The organism is Kordia sp. E (genome assembly GCF_056033805.1).
Window position 1 is genome coordinate 1,338,506 of record NZ_JBRASR010000003.1, and the last position, 21,812, is coordinate 1,360,317.

General features: G+C 31.8%; 20 protein-coding genes. 11 read left to right on the forward strand and 9 right to left on the reverse strand.

Annotation, left to right across the window (positions count from 1 at the left end):
• Positions 1-336, forward strand: a complete 336-nt coding sequence (locus ACUUYC_RS18765; protein WP_474268254.1) for a tRNA-binding protein — start codon at positions 1-3, stop codon at positions 334-336.
• A 2-nt stretch (positions 337-338) separates the two neighbouring features.
• Positions 339-1,226: an alpha/beta fold hydrolase gene (locus ACUUYC_RS18770; RefSeq protein WP_474268256.1), complete on the forward strand. Its 888-nt coding sequence runs from the start codon at positions 339-341 to the stop codon at positions 1,224-1,226.
• Here ACUUYC_RS18770 and ACUUYC_RS18775 read toward each other — a convergent pair.
• Positions 1,191-3,716 (reverse strand): M14 family metallopeptidase, encoded by a 2,526-nt coding sequence (locus ACUUYC_RS18775; RefSeq protein ID WP_474268258.1) that lies wholly within the window; start codon positions 3,714-3,716, stop codon positions 1,191-1,193. The two genes, ACUUYC_RS18770 and ACUUYC_RS18775, sit on opposite strands and share 36 nt — an antisense overlap.
• Before the next feature lie 282 nt (positions 3,717-3,998).
• Here ACUUYC_RS18775 and ACUUYC_RS18780 point away from each other — a divergent pair, with 282 nt between their 5' ends.
• The 7 genes from ACUUYC_RS18780 (at position 3,999) to ACUUYC_RS18810 (ending at position 12,994) form a co-directional block, all read left to right on the forward strand.
• Entirely contained in the window at positions 3,999-4,664 is a 666-nt protein-coding gene (locus ACUUYC_RS18780; RefSeq protein ID WP_474268260.1) for a helix-turn-helix domain-containing protein, read from the forward strand.
• 125 nt (positions 4,665-4,789) lie between these two features.
• The gene (gene ychF / locus ACUUYC_RS18785) at positions 4,790-5,881 is read left to right on the forward strand and encodes a redox-regulated ATPase YchF (protein WP_474268263.1); all 1,092 of its coding nucleotides are present in this window, start codon (positions 4,790-4,792) and stop codon (positions 5,879-5,881) included.
• A 152-nt stretch (positions 5,882-6,033) separates the two neighbouring features.
• Positions 6,034-6,936: a DMT family transporter gene (locus tag ACUUYC_RS18790; RefSeq protein ID WP_474268265.1), complete on the forward strand. Its 903-nt coding sequence runs from the start codon at positions 6,034-6,036 to the stop codon at positions 6,934-6,936.
• 149 nt (positions 6,937-7,085) lie between these two features.
• On the forward strand, positions 7,086-7,886 hold the full coding sequence (locus tag ACUUYC_RS18795; RefSeq protein ID WP_474268266.1) for a hypothetical protein: 801 nt from the start codon (positions 7,086-7,088) through the stop codon (positions 7,884-7,886).
• 142 nt (positions 7,887-8,028) lie between these two features.
• A complete protein-coding gene (locus ACUUYC_RS18800) occupies positions 8,029-9,885 on the forward strand; it encodes a DNA topoisomerase IV subunit B (RefSeq protein ID WP_474268268.1) in 1,857 nt (618 codons plus the stop codon).
• A gap of 8 nt (positions 9,886-9,893) precedes the next feature.
• The gene (locus tag ACUUYC_RS18805; protein WP_474268270.1) at positions 9,894-10,370 is read left to right on the forward strand and encodes a hypothetical protein; all 477 of its coding nucleotides are present in this window, start codon (positions 9,894-9,896) and stop codon (positions 10,368-10,370) included.
• Entirely contained in the window at positions 10,370-12,994 is a 2,625-nt protein-coding gene (locus ACUUYC_RS18810; RefSeq protein WP_474268272.1) for a DNA gyrase/topoisomerase IV subunit A, read from the forward strand. The genes ACUUYC_RS18805 and ACUUYC_RS18810 overlap by 1 nt, the downstream gene beginning before the upstream one ends.
• 70 nt (positions 12,995-13,064) lie before the next feature.
• Here ACUUYC_RS18810 and ACUUYC_RS18815 read toward each other — a convergent pair whose 3' ends face one another.
• A complete protein-coding gene (locus ACUUYC_RS18815; protein ID WP_474268273.1) occupies positions 13,065-13,943 on the reverse strand; it encodes a hypothetical protein in 879 nt (292 codons plus the stop codon).
• 269 nt (positions 13,944-14,212) lie between these two features.
• Here ACUUYC_RS18815 and ACUUYC_RS18820 point away from each other — a divergent pair, with 269 nt between their 5' ends.
• A complete protein-coding gene (locus tag ACUUYC_RS18820; protein ID WP_474268275.1) occupies positions 14,213-14,374 on the forward strand; it encodes a hypothetical protein in 162 nt (53 codons plus the stop codon).
• A gap of 73 nt (positions 14,375-14,447) precedes the next feature.
• On the opposite strand, the gene ACUUYC_RS18825 is transcribed toward ACUUYC_RS18820, so the two are convergent.
• From ACUUYC_RS18825 to ACUUYC_RS18850, 6 genes are all read right to left on the reverse strand, one after another.
• Entirely contained in the window at positions 14,448-15,320 is an 873-nt protein-coding gene (locus ACUUYC_RS18825) for a hypothetical protein (RefSeq protein ID WP_474268277.1), read from the reverse strand.
• A 5-nt stretch (positions 15,321-15,325) separates the two neighbouring features.
• The gene (locus tag ACUUYC_RS18830) at positions 15,326-15,772 is read right to left on the reverse strand and encodes a hypothetical protein (protein ID WP_474268279.1); all 447 of its coding nucleotides are present in this window, start codon (positions 15,770-15,772) and stop codon (positions 15,326-15,328) included.
• Positions 15,773-15,854: 82 nt separating this feature from the next.
• Positions 15,855-16,634 (reverse strand): hypothetical protein, encoded by a 780-nt coding sequence (locus ACUUYC_RS18835; protein WP_474268281.1) that lies wholly within the window; start codon positions 16,632-16,634, stop codon positions 15,855-15,857.
• 108 nt (positions 16,635-16,742) lie between these two features.
• The gene (locus ACUUYC_RS18840; protein ID WP_474268283.1) at positions 16,743-17,606 is read right to left on the reverse strand and encodes a GIN domain-containing protein; all 864 of its coding nucleotides are present in this window, start codon (positions 17,604-17,606) and stop codon (positions 16,743-16,745) included.
• 163 nt (positions 17,607-17,769) lie between these two features.
• The gene (locus ACUUYC_RS18845) at positions 17,770-18,186 is read right to left on the reverse strand and encodes a thiol-disulfide oxidoreductase DCC family protein (RefSeq protein WP_474268285.1); all 417 of its coding nucleotides are present in this window, start codon (positions 18,184-18,186) and stop codon (positions 17,770-17,772) included.
• A gap of 157 nt (positions 18,187-18,343) precedes the next feature.
• Entirely contained in the window at positions 18,344-20,515 is a 2,172-nt protein-coding gene (locus ACUUYC_RS18850; RefSeq protein ID WP_474268287.1) for an endonuclease MutS2, read from the reverse strand.
• A gap of 124 nt (positions 20,516-20,639) precedes the next feature.
• Between ACUUYC_RS18850 and ACUUYC_RS18855 the strand changes: the two genes are divergently transcribed.
• Positions 20,640-21,305 (forward strand): uracil-DNA glycosylase, encoded by a 666-nt coding sequence (locus tag ACUUYC_RS18855; RefSeq protein WP_474268289.1) that lies wholly within the window; start codon positions 20,640-20,642, stop codon positions 21,303-21,305.
• A 94-nt stretch (positions 21,306-21,399) separates the two neighbouring features.
• Here ACUUYC_RS18855 and ACUUYC_RS18860 read toward each other — a convergent pair whose 3' ends face one another.
• Positions 21,400-21,810, reverse strand: a complete 411-nt coding sequence (locus ACUUYC_RS18860) for a hypothetical protein (RefSeq protein WP_474268291.1) — start codon at positions 21,808-21,810, stop codon at positions 21,400-21,402.
• Between the last annotated feature and the right edge of the window lie 2 nt (positions 21,811-21,812).

Below are 21,812 nucleotides of genomic sequence, written 5' to 3' on the forward strand. Positions count from 1 at the left end.
ATGGGAGACTTAACTTGGAACGATTTTGAAAAAGTAGATATGCGCATTGGAACAATTATCGAAGTAAATGATTTTCCAAAAGCTAGAAAACCAGCATATCAACTCACAATTGACTTTGGTGAGAAAATCGGAATTCGTAAATCTTCTGCACAAATAACCAAACGTTACACGAAGGAAGAGCTAGTAAACATGCAAATTATGGCAGTTGTCAATTTTCCAAAGAAACAAATTGCAAACTTCTTCTCGGAATGCCTTGTTATGGGCGCAGTTGATAGTGATGATGTTATTTTGATGAACCCAAGTGTTAGAATAGAAAATGGATTAAAAATTTCTTAAGAATGAATCAAGAATCATGGAAGGCAGAAGGAATCTATTTTTCGTATAAAAATCATGAAATATTTACTAGAGAATGTGGAGCAGGAGAAGTTTTAGTTCTTATCCATGGTTTTCCAACGTCTTCTTGGGATTGGCATAAAATGTGGCAGCCACTAGCGGAAAAATTTCATGTGATTACATTAGATATGATAGGTTTTGGTTTTTCAGATAAGCCAAAGAAATACTCATATTCTATTTTTGATCAAACTGACTTGTTTGAAGCATTTCTGAAATCAAAAGGCATAAATAAATTTCACATTCTTGCACATGATTATGGTGATACTGTTACGCAAGAATTACTGGCACGTTCACGAAATGCAAATTATGAGTTTGCGATACAATCTGTTTGTTTTTTAAATGGTGGTATGTTTCCTGAAACTAATTTTCCAACAATTACTCAAAAACTATTACTAACACCTTTAGGTAAGTATTTGAAGTATTTCATGGGAAAAGCAACATTAGCAAAGAACTTTCGAAAGATTTTTGGAAAAAATACACAACCGAGTTCAGATCAAATTGACGATTTTTGGGCAACAATTGCATATAATAATGGTAAAGATGTAATTCCAGCAATTATCACCTATTTACATGACAGAGATACGCACAAAATTCGTTGGAGAGAAGCTATTCAAAAAACGCATCATATTCCTAAAATACTAATAAACGGCGGTGCTGATCCAATTTCTGGAAAGCATATGGCAATTTTTTATCAAGAAATCATTCCAGAAGCGAATGTGCATATTTTAGAGGAAATAGGACATTATCCACAAACAGAAGCTTCTGATGAAGTTTTAAAAATTTATCTTCAATTTAGATTACATCATTCCCGAAAAGAAAATAGCATTCATTAATAACTTATTTGTTCCGTACCAAAAGGCTCTAAAGTTTGTATTGTCTGTAAAAACAATCACACGTCCACTTCCCAATCTAGATGTTTGAAAAGGAACACTATTCTTTAAATGATCTAAGTTTTCTTCTGAAATATAACCACTTAACAAAGGACTATTTGTATACTGAATTGGATTGCTATAACTTTTTTCATTTGGATTGATAAATAAAGTAGTATTTCTAAACATTGGCAATTCATCTTGTAAGTATCCAAAATTAATAGGATGCGAACGATCAATCTTTGTATTGAAAATTGCACCACCAATTACTTGTGCGCCACGATGATCTCCTCTTTGTTCAAACGTGACATTTTTTGCTTCAATATCTGTCTTTTTGAAATCTAATGAAATAAACTTCTTATCACTTAAAAAACGACTAGCGTTTCTGTATCCAATAATAGTTCCACCATGTTGAACCCAAGTTTTCAATTTGCTAGTTATATTGCTAGATAATGAATAGGTGTTTGGTAGAATAATATGTGTGTATTTTGATAAATTCATTCTATTAAAATTAGCAACATCTAACTTCGTTAATGGAATTTCATAGCGCTGATCAAACAAATGCCAAATCTCTCCAGCATCATAAGAAGTAACGCTTCCACCAACTAGCATTGCAACTTTAATATCTTTAATTGCGTTAAAGTTATTACTTCCTAAATCGATTCCTTCGGTCAAGCCAGAACGTACCGTTGTAATATTCAAGTGACTTTCGCTTGCGACGTTGTTTAAAAATTGCTTTAGTTCTTGTGCATTCAATACTTGATTTTGTACAGGAATCATAATTGTTCCATAATCATAACGATTACCTTCTAATGTAAATGGTTTCATAGCAACTTTTGCACGCAATCCTTTTGCTTTAATTTTTGCCAATGCTTTTGGAGAATAATATTCGTTCCATTCAAAAACATACGCGTAATTACCATTTCCAATAACAGTACCTTTTGGTGCTTTTAAATCTGTAACAACATTTCCTGCATTAGCAGTAGAACTCAATCCGTCATACTGTAGGTTAAAGGCTAGAGGCAATGTCCAAGCGGAAACATCATAAAATAAACTATCCTGAAACTGTGTACGCTTTTCAAACATTGCAGTAATCAAGCGACCTTGACGTTGATCAGTTGGCACAATGAAACTTGCACCTTTTTTATACTTTTTTCCATTATGTGTAAAATCGTTTTTTACTTCATGAAATGTAATATTATGTCTTTGTAGCATTTCTGCGAAATGAAATGTCTTTGTAGCATCTTTTTCATCACCAAAAACAATTGCTTTTCCAAGTTGTGTGGATTTAAATATTCCAGCATCTCTATAAAATTTTTGTTGATACTTTAAAATAGAAACGCGCATCTTTTTTGAAGCTTCTAGCGTAGATAATGCTGCTGTAAATTGATTTCTAATTGCGAATGGAAACGTAAGCAAGCCATTTTCTGTTTCTTGTGCATGACCGCGTGAACTTCCTTGTTCAAACAAAATTCCAATACTTCCATTAATATCTGGAAATGTAGAACCTTTTCCATAATAAAAATCATCAAAACTCTCTTCTGAATAATATAAAGAACCAATTTTATCAAAAGCTTTTGCATGATACGTCGCAATTTCTTTGGTTAAATCTTGATTCATTTGTGGTGTTAATGGATGTGTTCGTGACGGAATTCCAGGTTGAAAAAAGAATGTTGAATTTGAACCCATTTCATGATGATCTGTCAAAATATTTGGCATCCAACTATGAAATGATTTTATACGTGCTTTTGATTCAGGCAATTGTGTTGGCAACCAATCTCTATTCATATCAAACCAATAGTGATTTGTACGTCCGCGTGGCCAAGCTTCATCATACTCACGATCTTGCGGATCTGTAATTAAATGTTCACTCTTATGCATATTTACCCAACCAGCAAAACGTTGTAATCCATCAGGATTATAGCAAGGATCTAATAAAATAACTGTATTGTCTAATAAATTATCAATTGCTGTTCCTTCGGCTGCTGCCAGATGATAGGCGAGAAGCAATGCAGCATTACTACCACTAGCTTCATTTCCATGAATAGAAAAACCTTGATACACCACAATTGGCATATTTGAAACATCTTTGTTTCGTCCGCTATTTTCTGTTAATTCAACATGATTTTTGCGAATCGATTCTATATTTTGATGATTTTTAGGAGACGTAATTGTCAATAACAATAATGGGCGATCTTCAAATGTTTTTCCACGATCTTCTAGCGTAATTCTATCTGAACTATTCGCTAAAGCTTTCATATACATAACTAACTTATCATGTGTTACGTGCCATTTCCCAACTTCATGACCAATAACACTTTTTGGTGTTGGAATGGTTTTATCATACGTAACATCTTGTGGTAAATAATACGAAAGCGATACTTTTTCTTGTGCATTCATCATATAAACACTTAGAAAAAGCAGCGAGAATAGCAATTTTGAAAATTGAGACATGTATAAAGTTGATTGGTTTGAAACACAAAAATGAACTATTTGTAATCGAATTCAAAACGTGAATACCGTATTTAACAAAAAAGCGCATGAATTTTTAAATTATAGTTGTTTATTTTTGGATATAAGAGTGGTTTTAATTGAGAAACGAATAACTCTTGGTTATAGAGAAAAATTCATGTGTTTTTATGACAATAAACCAGCGACGTAAAAATGTCGTAAACTTGACGTAATCATATAGAACGGATACGATCTACTTTTGTTAAGAACAAAAATATAATTATAATGAACACAACTAATTTAGCAAAAAAACTAAAAGAAGTAAGAGCGCTTAGAGGAATGTCTCAAGAATATTTAGCAGAGGAATCAAGAGTAAGTTTACGAACCATTCAAAGAATTGAAAATAAAGAATCTGTTCCAACAGGAGAAACAATTAAACGAATTTCTGTTGCATTAGATATTGAAATGAGTGAATTGGTAGGCGTCAATATGATTGAAGAGACAAGTAATTTGAAAGGAACTATTATTTTCCTAAAAAAACAACTTTCCAAAACAAAAGACAAACCAGAAATTAAAACATTTGAAAAGTTCATTTCTATTCTAAGTAATCTAAAAGAAAAAGAATTGAGTCAAGAGCAATTGTCGAAAATAGAAAGTTATATTACGTATTTAGAACTTGAAAAAATACCATCATTTAGCAATGAAATATTCAAGCAAAAATTAACAAGTTTCATCAAGTTCCTAAAAAAAGAATTGAAATTTGTGCCAAATAACTATTACACAACGTTTGCCGTTAGTTTTGCCATTTCATTTACTATCGCATTTGTAATTCAAGGAGGAATTCCGTTAGCTACGAAATTCATTGTAGCTATAGCAGCTATATTGTTAATTGGAATAGGAGTCGGTATTGATACAAAAATAAAAAGACACGAGCGTGCGTTTAGTTTTTAAATATAAACTTTAATCTCACTCAGCACCCAACAATCTCAAACATCTAAGTTGTCTAAAAATAAATTATAATATCTACACATAAATAGTATATTTGCAGCACGAAAATTTTTATCAAAAAATAACACATGAAAGCTGGAATTGTAGGATTGCCAAATGTTGGAAAATCAACCTTATTTAACTGTTTGTCGAATGCAAAAGCACAAAGCGCAAACTTTCCATTTTGTACAATTGAACCAAACTTAGGCGTTGTAAATGTACCTGATGCACGAATTGAAAAGTTAGAAGAATTGGTAAACCCAGAACGTGTTATGCCTGCAACGGTTGAAATCGTTGATATTGCTGGTTTAGTTCGTGGAGCAAGTAAAGGTGAAGGTCTAGGAAATCAATTTCTTGGAAACATTCGTGAGTGTAATGCAATTATGCATGTTTTACGTTGTTTTGATGATAATAATATCATTCATGTTGATGAAACTGTTGATCCAATCAGAGACAAAGAAACGATTGATATCGAATTGCAACTAAAAGATCTTGAAACTGTTGAAAAACGTTTAGAAAAGGTAAAAAGAGCTGCAAGGACAGGAAATAAAGAAGCACAAAAAGAAGAAGCAACACTTGGTAAATTCAAAGAAGCTTTAGAACAAGGAATATCTGCAAGAGCTGTAAAAGTTACTGAAGATGAGCAAGAATTAATGAAAGGTTTTCAATTATTGACAGCAAAACCAATTTTATATGTATGTAATGTAGATGAAGCTTCGGCCAAATCTGGAAATGCATATGTTGATTCTGTACGCAAAGCTATAAAAGATGAAGATGCTGAAATTATTGTATTAGCAGTTGGAACTGAAGCAGATATTGCAGAATTAGAAGACTATGAAGAACGTCAACTATTCTTAGAAGATATCGGATTGGAAGAAGCAGGAGTTTCTCGTTTAATTCGTTCAGCATATAAACTATTAAATCTACAAACATACTTTACAGCAGGAGTGAAAGAAGTTCGCGCTTGGACAATTCCTATTGGAGCTACAGCGCCACAAGCAGCTGGAGTTATTCATACAGACTTTGAAAAAGGATTCATCCGTGCAGAAGTTATCAAATATGATGATTATGTAACATACGGAAGTGAGCCTAAAGTAAAAGAAGCTGGAAAGCTTTCTGTAGAAGGAAAAACGTATGTTGTGAATGATGGAGACGTAATGCACTTCTTATTCAATGTTTAATATTGTAAAATATAGATTAACAAAATAGTATCTTAAAACCTTCAAATTGAATTTGAAGGTTTTTTGCTTTTATTACCCATTTATATGTTTGAGTATTGTAATATGAATTTAGTTAACAATTGAGTTATATAAACTTATAATACTTTTGTCGAATGAAATCTAATAGAACCTTTATATATGGAGTAAGTATAGGTATTTTAGGAATTATACTGTTTTCTTCAAAAGCTGTAATGGTTAAATTAATTTATAACTATGAGGTCGATTTTTTAGATGCTTTATTACTAAGAATGCTTTTTTCTTTTCCGATATACCTGATTATAGCATATCTATACAGAAACAAAGAAAATCCAATATCTACAACAACGAAAGATTATTTATGGATAATTGTGTTTGGTTTTGTAGGCTATTATCTAGCAAGTTTGTTTGATTTTATTGGGCTTACCTATATAAAAGCTAGTCTTGAGCGAATTATTTTATTTTTATATCCCACAATTGTATTACTCTTAAATCGATTTTTTCTAAAAACAAAAATATCATCAAAGCAGTTATTAGCAATTAGTGTTACCTATATAGGAATCATCATTGCGTTTGGGCAAGAAGTTCAATTTTCAGGTGCCGACACATACATTGGAGGCGCATTTATCTTGTTAAGTGCATTCACATACGCGTCTTACCTAGTAGGAAGTGGCTGGTTGATTCCAAAATTTGGAGTTATAAAGTTTACAACATATGTCATGTTGGTATCTTGTATATGTGTATTTATTCATTACGGAATAGCGGGAAGTTTTGATCTATTCAATTTTCCGTGGGAAGTATATCTATTAGGATTCTTCATCGCACTGTTTGCTACTGTTATTCCTTCATTTTTAGTTTCAGAATCTATAAAACATATCAGCTCTTCAAATTTTGCTATTATTGCTGCAATAGGACCAATTTCTACAATAATTCTTGCAGTTATATTTTTAAATGAAAAATTGAGTCTTCTACAATATTTTGGAGCACTAATAGTTATTTCGGGAATTGTATTGATCAATCTAAAGAAAAAGAAACTTTAAAATTAATATTGTTTTAAATTAACAGCACAATTCAGACAAAATAACCTTAAAAAGTATGATAAAACATTAAGATTTTTATAATATAACAGTAATGATTTAGATACATTTCAGTCGTAATTTAGCATGGTAACCAAATAAATTATTTAATCATGAAAAAAATTACGTTTGCACTCAGTGCAATGCTCATGCTATTCGTTATGAATACGCAAGCACAACAATCTGTAATCGATGATTTGGATGAAACATTCGATTCAGCAGAAGTGATCCGAATTGAAGCAAAAAGGGTAAAAGCTGCTTTAAAAACTTTAACAGTTGATTATTTAGTAAACAACAATGTCAATGCAGATGTTGCTACCTATCTTCAAATTATGGATGGAAGCATGGAAGTTGTAGAAGAATTCAGTGATGAAGTAAACTATTATATTGGCCAAGCTGCACAAGGAAACAACAACATTGATCCTACAAGTATCCAAAGTAAAGCTTCTACCATTGAAGGAAACGAAGATTTTGTGCGTAACAAAAGTGCTGCTTTACAAACTGCCATTCAGCAAAATGACAGAAACACAGCACGTCAATTAATCCGTGAAATCAGAAGTTTACTAAACAATCAAATTAACTTAGCGAAAGAAATTAAAACGGAAGCAACTGATTTAAAAGCTGTAGCAACGGTTTACAATGTTCGTATTGAATTAGTTGATGAGCGCACAGGAGCATCAGTTCCAGCAACAACATTGCCTGGATATGCAGCTACAAATCAAGGTACTGGAGTAACTATTTATCCAGATTACTACGACTTTAACATCTTTAGAAACTTACCAGCAGGAACGTATCGTTTTGATGCCTATGATGGTTATTTTGACGGTGCTTCAAGTGTTACAATAACACTAGATCCAAGCTTAGTTGGAAACGATGGATTCATTGTCGTAACACTTAGTTATTGGTCAGAATAATACAAATACTTCATAATACCTTTAAAAAAGCGCACTATTCACAAAAATAGTGTGCTTTTTGTTGATTATTTTCAGGCGTTCAGGTTTTATTTTTTGAATCTAAATAGTATATTAGCGTCAAACCCTAATAGCACCTCATTCGATGGCAGAAAACACACAATATACCGAAGATAATATACGTTCACTTGACTGGAAAGAGCATATCCGTATGCGTCCTGGAATGTATATCGGGAAATTGGGTGATGGTTCGTCTGCTGACGATGGTATCTATATTCTTGTAAAAGAGGTACTTGATAACTCTATCGATGAATATGTAATGGGAGCAGGGAGAACGATAGAAGTTTCTATCCAAGGAACCAAGGTAATTGTTCGAGATTATGGTCGTGGAATTCCATTAGGAAAAGTTGTAGATGTAGTTTCCAAAATGAACACAGGAGGAAAGTACGATTCTAAAGCTTTTAAAAAATCTGTAGGATTAAATGGAGTTGGTACAAAAGCAGTAAATGCATTATCTTCTTACTTTAGAGTTGAATCGTCTCGTGATGGAAAATCGAGTGCAGCCGAATTTGCCCAAGGGAATTTAACGGATCAAGAGTTTTTAGATGAAACTTCTAGAAGACGCGGAACCAAAGTTACGTTTATTCCTGATGAAGTTATCTTTAAGAATTATAAATTTAGAACTGAATATGTTGCAAAAATGCTTCGTAATTATGTCTATCTAAATAGAGGATTAACGATTATTTTTAATGGTGAAAAATTCTTTTCTGAAAATGGTTTAAAAGATCTTTTAGAAGACAACAACAATAAAGATGATATGCTATATCCAATTATTCACTTAGAAGGTGATGACATTGAAGTAGCAATAACACATAGTAAAACCCAATATAGCGAAGAATATCATTCGTTTGTTAATGGACAACATACCACTCAAGGTGGAACGCATCAAGCTGCATTTAGAGAAGCAATTGTAAAAACAATCCGTGATTTCTACGGAAAAAGCTTTGAAGCATCTGATGTGCGTAAATCAATTATTTCTGCCGTTAGTATAAAAGTAATGGAACCAATTTTTGAATCGCAAACAAAAACAAAATTAGGTTCTACCGAAATGGGTGGAAAGTTACCAACGGTTCGTAGTTATATTAATGATTTCGTTGGTAAATACTTAGACAACTATTTACATAAAAACCCAGATACAGCTGATAAATTACAACGTAAAATTCTGCAAGCAGAACGTGAACGTAAAGAATTATCTGGAATTAGAAAGTTAGCAAAAGAACGTGCTAAAAAATCAAATTTGCACAATAAAAAGCTTCGTGATTGTAGAGTGCATTTAGGCGATATTAAAAAAGATAGACGTTTAGAATCTACGTTGTTTATTACCGAGGGAGATTCAGCTTCGGGTTCTATCACAAAATCCAGAGATGTAAATACGCAAGCGGTATTCAGTTTGCGTGGAAAACCGTTGAATTGCTATGCAATGTCTAAAAAGATTGTATATGAAAATGAAGAATTCAATCTATTGCAAGCAGCTTTAAACATTGAAGAATCTATGGAGGATTTGCGTTACAATAATATTGTAATTGCAACTGATGCCGATGTAGATGGAATGCACATTCGATTACTTTTAATCACTTTCTTTTTACAGTTCTTTCCAGAATTAATAAAAGAAGGACATTTGTACATTTTGCAAACACCATTATTTAGAGTTCGAAACAAAAAAGAAACATTTTACTGTTATAGTCAAGAAGAAAAACAGACCGCCATATTAAAATTATCTGGGAAACCAGAAATCACACGATTTAAAGGATTGGGTGAAATCTCACCTGATGAATTCAAACATTTCATAGGAGATGACATTCGCTTAGACCCAATCATGCTAGATCGTGAAACATCCATTGAAGAATTATTAAAATTCTACATGGGAAAAAATACCCCTAACAGACAAGAATTTATTATTAATAATCTAAAGGTAGAGTTAGACCTTGTAGAAGAAAAATAGTCGGGTATATGCGGTTTAGTAACGCAAAATCAAAAAAATGGATTCCTTTTCTATACTTTTTTTTAGGATTGGGAAGTATTGTAATGGTACTGTTCTTTATGTTTTTTCAGGATGAATTTAATCAAGTAAAATTATGGTATGTAATTCCTATACTATTAATATTTATTCTTGGAAATGTTTACAGTAGCGCAAAATATTTTGAATTTGATAGTGATGGAAATGTATTAACGTTTATTAATAAAGGATTATTTATCTCAAACTTTATCAATTATAGAGAACAACGAGCTGAATTTCCAAAAGAAAAACTAAAACGGTATCGCATACAGAATTATATATTTTCCTGTAAACTTTACATCTATATTAAATCAAAAAATAAAGGAGTAAAACGATTACAGTTCAATATTTCATTATTGAGTAGTAGAAAAAAGAAAGCATTAAAGCAATCATTAGACAAAGTCTTAAAGCATAATAACGCAATTTCTTAATGGAAGAAGAAAATAACGAATTACATGCTGAAAATCAGCAAGAAGAAAACAATCCTCAAGATACTATTACCAAAGTTACAGGCATGTACAAGGATTGGTTTTTGGACTATGCCTCTTATGTAATTTTAGAAAGAGCAGTTCCCGCAATTGAAGATGGATTTAAGCCTGTGCAACGTCGTATCATGCATTCGATGAAGGATTTAGATGATGGGCGTTACAATAAAGTAGCGAATATTGTTGGTCATACCATGCAGTATCATCCACATGGTGACGCAAGTATTGCAGATGCAATGGTCCAAATTGGTCAAAAGGATTTACTGATTGATATGCAAGGAAACTGGGGAAACATTCTCACAGGTGATAGAGCAGCAGCTTCACGTTATATTGAAGCGCGTTTATCAAAATTTGCATTGGATGTTGTATTCAGTCCAAAAATTACAGATTGGCAACAATCGTATGATGGTCGTAAAAATGAACCAGTCAATCTTCCGGTAAAGTTTCCAATGCTACTAGCACAAGGAGCTGAAGGAATTGCTGTAGGTTTATCTACCAAAATATTACCGCACAACTTTTTAGAGTTAATAGACGCTTCCATAAAACATTTACAAGGGAAAAAGTTCGTTATTCTGCCTGATTTTCCAACTTCAGGAATCATGGACGCAACTAACTATAATGATGGTTTGCGTGGTGGAAAAGTACGTGTGAGAGCAAAGATTTCTCATTTAGAAAAAAACACCTTAGTCATTACTGAAATTCCTTTTGGAACAAATACAACGTCTTTAATAGAATCAATTCTAAAGGCAAATGACAAAGGGAAAATCAAGATTAAGAAAATTGAAGATAATACAGCAGCAGATGTTGAAATTTTAGTGCATTTGCCAAACAATATCTCTCCAGATAAAACAATTGATGCGTTGTATGCTTTTACAAATTGTGAAAGTTCTATATCGCCACTAGGTTGTATTATTTATGATAATAAGCCTTTATTTATAGGAGTTTCAGAAATGTTGCGTCGTTCAACGGATCATTCAGTTGAATTGTTAAAAGCAGAATTAGAAATTCAATTAGGAGAATTGCAAGAACAATGGCACTTTGCTTCCTTAGAGCGAATTTTCATAGAAAACAGAATCTATCGTGAAATTGAAGAAGAAGAGACTTGGGAAGGTGTAATCAATGCAATTGATGAAGGATTAAAACCACATATAAAACATCTAAAACGTGTTGTTACAGTAGAAGATATTACACGTTTGACAGAAATCCGAATCAAGCGTATTTCTAAATTTGACATCGATAAAGCACAGCAAAAAATTGATGCTTTAGAAGAATCTATAGCACAAGTAAGACATCATTTAGAAAATTTGATCACGTATGCAATTGATTATTTTACACGATTAAAAAAGCAATACGGTGAAGGTAAAGAACGTAAAACTGAAATCAGAATATTTGATGATGTTGATGCGCGAAAAGTTGTCATTCGTAATACAAAACTCTATGTAAATAGGGAAGAAGGTTTCATTGGAACTTCACTTCGTAAAGATGAATATGTAACTGATTGTGCTGATATTGATGATATTATTGTATTTACGCGTGAAGGAAAAATGCAAGTCACACGTGTTGATTCAAAAACATTTATTGGTAAAAATATCATTCATGTTGCTATCTTCAAGAAAAAAGATAAACGTACCATTTACAACATGATTTATCGTGATGGAAAAAGTGGTCCAAGTTATATAAAACGTTTTGCCATTACAAGTATTACGCGTGACAAGGAATACGATTTAACGCGAGGAACGAAAGGTTCTATGGCAACGTATTTCTCTGCAAATCCAAATGGAGAAGCAGAAATTGTTACCATCTTGTTACGTCAAGCAGGAAGCATTAAAAAGTTAAAATGGGATATTGATTTTGCTGATTTATCTATTAAAGGTAGAGGCGTAAAAGGAAATATTGTTACGAAATATTCTATCAAACGTATTGAACTTAAAGAAAAAGGAGTTTCTACTTTAAAACCACGTAAAATATGGTTTGATGATACTGTTCAGCGTTTAAATGTTGATGAGAGAGGAGAATTAATAGGTGAGTTTAGAGGTGAAGATCGCTTACTAATAATCAATCAAAAAGGTGAAATGAAAACTATTTTACCAGAATTGACTGCACATTTTGGGAATGATATGATTGTATTGGAAAAATGGAATCCTAAAAAACCAATTTCAGCTATTTATTTTGATGGAGAAAAAGAACGTTACTACGTAAAACGTTTCTTGGTTGAAAGCACATCTAAAGTAGAGCATTTCATTACCGATCATCCAAAATCGCAACTAGAAATAGTAATGACCGATTGGCGACCAATGGCAGAAATTGTTTTCTACAAACAACGTGGAAAAGATCAAAGGCCAAATTTAGAAGTAAATTTAGAAGAGTTTATTTCTGTAAAAGGTGTAAAAGCTCTTGGAAATCAATTAACTACTGATAAAATTAGACAAGTTAATACCTTAGAGTCATTGCCTTATGAAGAAGAAAAAGAGGTTCCTGCAGAAGAAATAGAAGTGGTAGATGAAGAAACGGTAAAAGGTGCTGAAGGCGAAGACAAACCGTCTGATGATGGACAAATAGGATTATTTTAAAGAAATCTATTATACCATTTATAACAAATAGAAAAAAGGATTCTGCTAAAACCAGAATCCTTTTTTTATATTATTTTACTTTTAAACGGATCATTCCTTGATATGGAACAGTTTTCCCTTCATTATACGCGTATGTATATTCAAACTTAAAATCCGCTAGTAACTTTGCAACTTTTTCTCGCTCTTCTTTACTTCTTATAGTAGTCCAAGGAATATGAAATTCATTAATAGCTCCATCTTTATCTAATCTGAAGTAAAACACTAGTGATCTAGTAACTGTAACGTTTAATGCAGTAATTTCTTTTTCTAACTTTGGTAAATTCTTAAGAACAGGTTCTTTTTCTGGGTTCAAATAAATACCATCTATAGCAGTAAATTGATAAGAATCTGTATTACTTAGATATGTTTTTTTTCTTATTTTAGATTGGTTTTTATCGTGAATATCAAATACCTCTTCATTACTAAACCTTTTAAATTTCCCATGAAACAAATGTCTTTTTGTTCCATGTTCACTATTTATAATTTTAATAGATGATTTATCAAAATTCAATTCAAACTGTCCTTGTAAACCTTCTATACTTTCAAAAGGGTTTTGATTTAATACCAAATTAACATTAGTAATTTCTGTTGAATTCTGGAATAAACAACCACTTTCATTGAAAATAGCTTTTGTAATAGTTAAATCTTTAGCAAGATGAATTTTAATTGAATACCCATACGATCCACCAGAGTTAACACATTTTAAAATAATTTCCGTTGCTGTTTTTTCAACCTCAAATTTTTTAAGATTTCCCAAATTATAATATCCATTATCAAATCGGTTGTATACATCATCTGACGTGAATTCTGCTAGCGCATCGGGTAAGATTTCTACAGTTCTTACATTTTTTTCCTGACTATATAAACATTGTGCAAATATGATTAGATATATGAATATTATTTTTTTCATCTGTGTATTTTCCTGAAAGATAAAGTTATAGATGTCATTTTATTTTAAGAAAATCATAAATTCTGTAAAACTAGCTTCTATGCTACTTTTTTTATTTGACATAATAATCAATAGATAGCAATCTTTCATTTTTATAAATTTAAACAAGCAATCTGTCAACACTTATAGGGATTGACAATTTGAACGATGTTTCTACCTACATTTAAAAAACAAAATAGGCGCTACCTGAAAAGCCTCAATAGAGTAGGGGTCATCAAAAAATAAACATCATGTTAAAAAAAATCGTAAACGTAGAAAACGCAGAAACACTTAGTAAAGACAAGCAATCAAAAATTAATGGAGGAATCATGATTCATTGTGATAGAGATTCAGATTGCCCTCCAAACTGGGCTTGTAGTAGTGGAGGTTTTTGTTGTCCTGATCACTATTAAAACTTAAAAACAACAAATAGTTTTAGGGAAACTATCATAAAACGTCAATTAATTATTTAGTTGGCGTTTTATTTTATTGAAGATCTAGAAAAATAGTACCGTTGTAAGAAACCAGTTTACCATTATTCCGAGCACTAGTGTAGTCTAATTTGAAATTTGACAAAAACTTATTTAATACTACTTGATCTTCTCTAGACATTTTATAATGACTTGCTGAGATTTTTTTTATAGAACCATCTTTATTTAATTGCAACCTGCAAAATATGGACTTTGGTAATTTGATATTCAGTTTTTTGATAGCGTTAATTAAAGTCGTTTTATTATTTATAACAGGTTTATGATTTGGGTAGATATATACGTTATCTATAGAAGTAAAAGAATAAGTATTAGTATTTCCTTTTCGCATGTCTAAAACAACAGCATTCTGCTTTTGTGCGTTTATGTCAAAAGAGTCTTCGGTATTAAATAATTTGAATTTTCCATGAAAGACATATCTCTGTAAATTTGCATTTTCGTTTACAGTTATAAATCGCTTTTTCTTAAATTTCAATTCAAACTGACCTTGTATTCCTTGTAATTTTTCAAAAGGATTTTGGTTTAATTGCAAAGTAATTTTTGTGGCTTTTGTGTTATGACGATAGGTGCAACCACTAGCCGCATACGTAGCTTTGGTAATCGTTAAATTTTGATCAATATGAATTTCAATACTAAAACCTGAAAAACCACTACTATGCAAATATCTAAAAATGATTATATCACCTTTCTTTTCTGCACTAAACTTTTTTAAATTTTCATAATTATAATAACCATTGTCAAATCGGTTATACTTATCATCTGCAGTAAAGTCAGCAATATTAGATGAAATTTCTGCTTTGCCAAAGTTGGTTTCTTGACTTTGTACAAATTGAAATAATATACAGCTACATAAAAGAATTATTTTTCTCATGATAATCATTGTTCGTTAAAACCTAATGCTTTTTTTAAATCGTAATATCCATTCCAACGACAGCTACCATCAGAAATCATTTGTTGTTTTTCGTTATGCGTAATTAAATATGTATCAACTGTAGTACAACCATGGTCATGTGCTCTTGTCAATCCTTTTTCAAACTTCTGAATTGCTTTTATATCATGAGTAGTAAGTATTTTTATGAAATCTTCAAATACAACATAATATATGTCCTTTGCTTTTTTAATAACCATTATTTCTTTTACACTATGAAAACAGCCAGAAGAAGTAAAGTCTATACGAAACAGTTCTTCATCTTGTAAATGTTCAAAAATGGTTACATACGTACTTTTATGAGCAGTTGATGTGTTAGACGCTGTTTTCTCTTGTGCCTTTGTGTATAAAGAAACTAGAAAAAATATACAGCATATGTAAAGATGTTTTTTCATAAAATAGTATCAATTTATTGTGTCCAAACTACAACAAATACAATTGTATTAAAATTATGAATGAGTAAACTAGGTTCTTCAATTAGGGAATTAACCAATGTCCATGAAAAGCGGTTTCATAAATAGCAAATGCAAGCAACCATTTTTCTTCTTCAGGAGTTGGTTGTTCATTTTCTGAAAGTGTAATGATTGGTGTTCCAAACCCTAAGTCATCAAAAACACTACTCACGGAAGGGTTATAGGCAATATCATCATAGTTTGGCGCTACATTAATAGTAGCCAATTGTCTTCCGTTTAAAATCAATGGAAACAATCCTTCACCAACACGATGGTTTGATCTTTTGAAAAAATCTATTTGAAAAGAAACTTTTATAGGATGTTTTGCCTTACCAATTGACTGACTATCTTTATTATAGATTGTCCCAGATTTATCAAATCGCCCTAAAAATTCATCATTGTAATAAAACATAGCTTCCAACCCTGTAAAATCGAAATAGAGTACTGCTTTTTTGGTCATTGCATACATATGTCCTTTTGTGTGTCCACCACGTTCAATACGTTCAAAAGCAACAATGGGTTTTCGATTTTCATTAAAAATAGTTCCAGAAAGCTTATAATAAGTAACTGCTTTTTTATAGTTAAACACCATAGCATCCGTTACTTGCGAATACAATTTCCCTTTATGTGGGCTTAATTCTTTTTGTTTTTTCAACACACTAGCATGCATCTCTTTCTTTTCATTCGCAATAAATTCGGTAGTTTTCGGCTCTGTTGTTTTTTTAATCACAAAAGCAATCAACACAATAAAACCTCCAACAATTAAAATTCCGAAAATTAGAAAAACGATAAAAAATGTGCCCATCAAATTATGAGTTGAAATGTAAACTTATTGTCATTCCTGTGTAGACAGGAATCCAAAAATACAAAAAAAGTATATGGCTTCAATACGTTTGACGCAAGTTGATGTTATTTAGAAAATTCGCTTTAAAAATCCTTGTCTGTTTTCGTCAACTTTACGTAAAACAGCTTCTTCTTCAAATTTATACATAATAATTGAAGTTGGACTTCCTAACAGGTCAATTTCTGAGTTGTCATGCGCATCAATTTGAATCTTTTCTGTAGCATTCAAAACAACTTTAGCTTGTTCGGTAGTAGTTACACTGATTTCTTTTGCCTTGAATAATGGCGCGATAAATTCTCCTTTTTCTTTCACTTCCAAAAATAAACTATCAGTTTGTCCTTCTAGCTTAGCATTAGCAAACTCTACTTGCGACGTAACTTTAGTAGCATTTACAGTTGCTTTTACTCTTGAATCTTCAAAAGCAGTAAGAATCAATTCGTTTGTGTTAATCTCATAACGACCTTCTGATTTTCCATAACTATTAATAGCTAACGAATCAGATTTTATCTTTAAATCTAATTCTGCATTTCCCATCACGTTGATTTCTGCTTTAGTAATATTTAATGTCGTTAACGATTTTAATTCTGCATCATTTTCTACATGAATTCGTTTTAGGTTTTCAGAAACTGTCACAAAAATCTCTAGCTTTTTACGCTTTCTAATTTGTTTCGTTGTAGAAATACTAAGCGTTCCATCTACAACATCAATATTGAATACTTCATGAAGATTTTCGTCTGCAATTATTTCAACTTGTGATATAGTTCCACTAAGCAAGGTAATTTCAAGTCCTTCGTTTACTTCTAAAGTTGTAAACGGATCAAGCTCATAAATAACGGTTGTTACTTCACGATTTCCTTTTATCTTTTCTTTCTTCTGTGCGAATGTAGTAAGTGTTGCTACTAAAAATAGTGTAATACTTATATAATATTTCATGTTCTTTCGGTTTAATAATGTAAAAATAGTATTTCGAGTTTGCTACATGCAAGTCGTTGCTTACTTTTTAGCGAAAAGTGTACCAAGTGCATTTTTTTTGGATGAAATGAGTAGAAATATAGTTTTAAAGTAGAGTAGAAGCTCGATTGTAACTTGAAAATAATCACAAAAACTTCGCCTTCAATTCAGGAGTTGGAATCATGCAGCTATCTTTTTGACCAAACCATTTGTAGCGGTATTTAGCAACAATATTGTATCCGAAATCACGGATAAATTTTGGTAAGATCATGAAAACTTGCATTAATGACCAAGCGCCGCCAAATTCTTTCATAATTCGCAATGCCGCTGTAGATTTATGATAATAGGCTTTTCCAGGTTCGTAGAGAATTACAGAATCTAGTTTTGTTGTGTCAAGTTGTAAGTGTTTTTGAATTGCAATTCCAGCTTCAGACTGTAACGAAGCAAAAAGAAACACGTTGTTTTTATCACGCGCAATAATCTTGTTTATAAAGCTATTACATAAATTACAAACGCCATCAAACAGTACTATTTTTTTATCTTTTGGTAAGGAATCAATCATTTTTTACTGCATTAAGACAGTTGTACAAAGATACGATAATGAAATGATAAATGTAAAATGGTAAATTTTAAATAAAAAAGTAATTTTCTGCAAGTCCCAAAAGCTAACATACCAATAACAAAAGGTTCTCGACTGCGCTCGAGCTGACAACTGAATACTACTTTTTAGCTTGCACCAATTCCAATTGATCTACAGAGATCGTAGTGGTAAACAATCCATAATTCACAGTAGCTTTTCCTTTTTCTAAATTATCAATTGTTCCAACGGCTTTTCCATCTAACATACGAACACGATCACCAACTTTTAAGATTGGTTTTGGCTTTGAAGCTTCTTTTTTGGCTGCTCTCTTTTTCTCAACTTTCTTTTCTTCACGAATGACAGCTACTTTTTGAATGACTTCTTTTTTTGCTTCTTTTTGTTTGACTTTATGTTCTTTCTTTTCTTTAGGAGTTTGCTTTTTACGTTTTGAATTTTCTGTTTCAACAATACGCAAAAACTCAGATATCAACGGACGTTTCTTTTTGTTATCAAAATAACGATCAGCAATCTCATTGATTTTGTTTCCCAAATGAATCATACGTTTATCATGATCATACAATTGCTGGTAACTCTCTAATTTTGATTTCGTTTTTGTATTCAACAATTCTAAACGATCGTTTTCTTCACGCGCTTTTATTTCTTCTTCCTTCAGAAGTTTAGACGTTTTTTCCATTGCGCTTCGTTCTTTCTGAAGTTTTGCAATAGTAGCATCAAAACGCACTTTTCCACGTTCAATTTTCTTCTTTGCTTTGTTGATCAAACTATATGGAATACCATTTTTTTGTGCAACTTCAAACGTAAATGAACTTCCAGCTTGTCCTAACGCTAATCGATATACTGGTTGCAACGTTTTATTGTCAAACATCATATTTGCATTGGTAGCATGCGGCAATTCGTTTGCTAATAATTTTAAATTTGAATAATGTGTTGTAATGATTCCAAATGCTTCACGTTCGTAGAAAACTTCTAAGAATGTTTCCGCCAACGCGCCACCTAATTCTGGATCACTTCCTGTACCAAATTCATCAATCAAAAAGAGTGTTTTATTATTACACTTCTTCAAGAAATAATTCATCTGTTTTAAACGATAACTATACGTACTTAAATGATTTTCAATTGATTGTCCGTCACCAATATCTGTTAGAATTCGTTCAAACAAACACATTTTACTACGTTCATGTACAGGAACTAACATTCCGCTTTGTAACATTAACTGTAGTAAACCAATGGTTTTTAATGTGATACTTTTTCCACCAGCATTTGGTCCAGAAATAACTATGATTCTGTTATCACTTGCAAGTTCTATTGTTTGTGGATATGTTTTCTCGTTTCGTTCTTTATTCGTTAAATAGAGTAGTGGATGATACGCATCTCTTAGTAATAGTTCACGTTTTTCACTAATTTCAGGCAAAATAGCGTTCATAGAAGCAGCATATTTTGCTTTTGCATAACTTACATCTAAATCACTTAAAAAGTCTTGATAGTTTTCTAAAAGTGGTGCAAATGGACGCACAAAGTTTGTCAATTCTTTTAGAATACGTGTAACTTCTTCTTTTTCTTCGTATTCTAAATTTGTTAACTCACGTGAATACTGTAACGTAATTTCAGGTTCTATATATACAATACTTCCAGTTTTAGAATTTCCCATGATTGCACCTTTGACTTTACGTCGGTACATGGCCTTTACCGCTAAAACTCTACGATTGTCAACAACTGTTTCACGTATTTCATCTAAATAATCTGCTTGATTGTATCTACTCAATGCAGAAGTAAAACTCTGATTAATTTTCCCGCGAATGCTTAAAATTCCACTCCGAATACTAGACAATGCCGGTGAAGCTGAATCTTTTACTTCTCCAAAACGATTGATTACATTATCAATTGCAGTAATTAACTCTTTTGTGAATTCAATTTGTTCTGCACGTGATTGTAACGTTGGATAGTATTCTTGAAATTTTTTGAAAAATTTAATTAGTAAGTTTGAGGCATTTGAAATTGCCGATATTTTACGAAAACCAGTTATTTCCAGGAAACTGTTTTCAATCGCTAGTAATTTGATTTCTAATGATATTCCGTCAAAACCATGGTTTGGGATCACGTTTTCGTTTTCAAAAGACGCTAAATATTCATTTACATACGCCAGATTGATAAGCAGCAATTCTTTATCATGAAAAGGTTGTGTGTTACTAATTTTTTGTTTCCCGTATGTGGTCACTGCATGTTCTGAAACCTGTTGTAAAACCGTTTCAAACTCTAAATCGTCTAATGTTTTGGAATGTATTTTAATCATTGTAAATTTGAGCTAATTTTAACCTGCATAACAGCACAGATTTTTAGCCGAATGCAAAGGTACTTATTTATATGTTTATTTTGAAATTGACTATAGTAATATGTACTTCTTAATATAAAATTTGATGAATATAAAAATTGAAGAAAGCTGGAAATTTCATTTGAATGATGAATTTGAAAAGCCTTATTTTAAGGATTTAATCAATTTTGTAAAATCTGAATATGCACAGAATCAATGTTTTCCGAAAGGGAATGACATTCTAGCTGCGTTTGATCATTGTCCGTTTCATCGATTGAAAGTTGTGATTATTGGTCAAGATCCTTATCATGGAGCTGGACAGGCAAATGGTTTGTGTTTTTCTGTAAATGATAACGTTTCGCATCCTCCATCATTGCAAAATATATTTAAAGAGATTAAACGTGATATTGGAATTGCGCCACCAATTAGCGGAAACTTAGAACGCTGGGCAAAACAAGGAGTTCTATTGTTAAATGCTACACTGACCGTTAGAGCACATGAAGCTGGAAGTCACCAAAAGAAAGGTTGGGAAACATTTACAGATGCAGTTATTAAAGCGATTTCTGATAAAAAAGAAAATGTGGTCTTTTTGCTTTGGGGCGGATATGCGAAGAAGAAAGGAGCAAAGGTTGATAAAACTAAGCATAATGTCTTGACCTCAGGTCATCCATCACCATTAAGCGCAAATAGAGGTTTTTGGTTTGATAATAAGCATTTTAGTCGTTGCAATGATTATTTAGTAAGCAAGCGTATTGAAGGTATTCGTTGGTAATATTAATTTCAAATGAAATTTATATACAAACTTTTATTCAACGCTCACTTCTTATCATAAGTTAAAACTAGAGCTAATAACTAATTTCTAATAGTTAATCATCTGAAGCGAGTTCCCAAGTAGCATTTTGAATCAAATATCGATGACTAGATTCATTTGTATCAGTTCCTGCAGATACAGGCATTCCTCCCTTTTGAGGTTCACTTGACTTGCCTATATATACTGGTAAATCATATCTTTCAATAATTGTACCTGTAACTCTTACAATTTCTCCATCATTTTCATCTGTATAATATTCTGGTGGCCAACTGTCTAATCCATCTATCCATACAGAAATATCATCTTTAATAATTACAAGCGCTCCTAATTTTGTATTAGCAGCTTCTCCTTCAATGGTAATTCTTTTCCCTATTTGGAAATTAAAATCTCTATCAATTGAAGTGTCAGTTTCTTCATTTGTAGAGCAGGAGCAAAGTACTAGTAACACTATGAGTAATTTTTTCATAT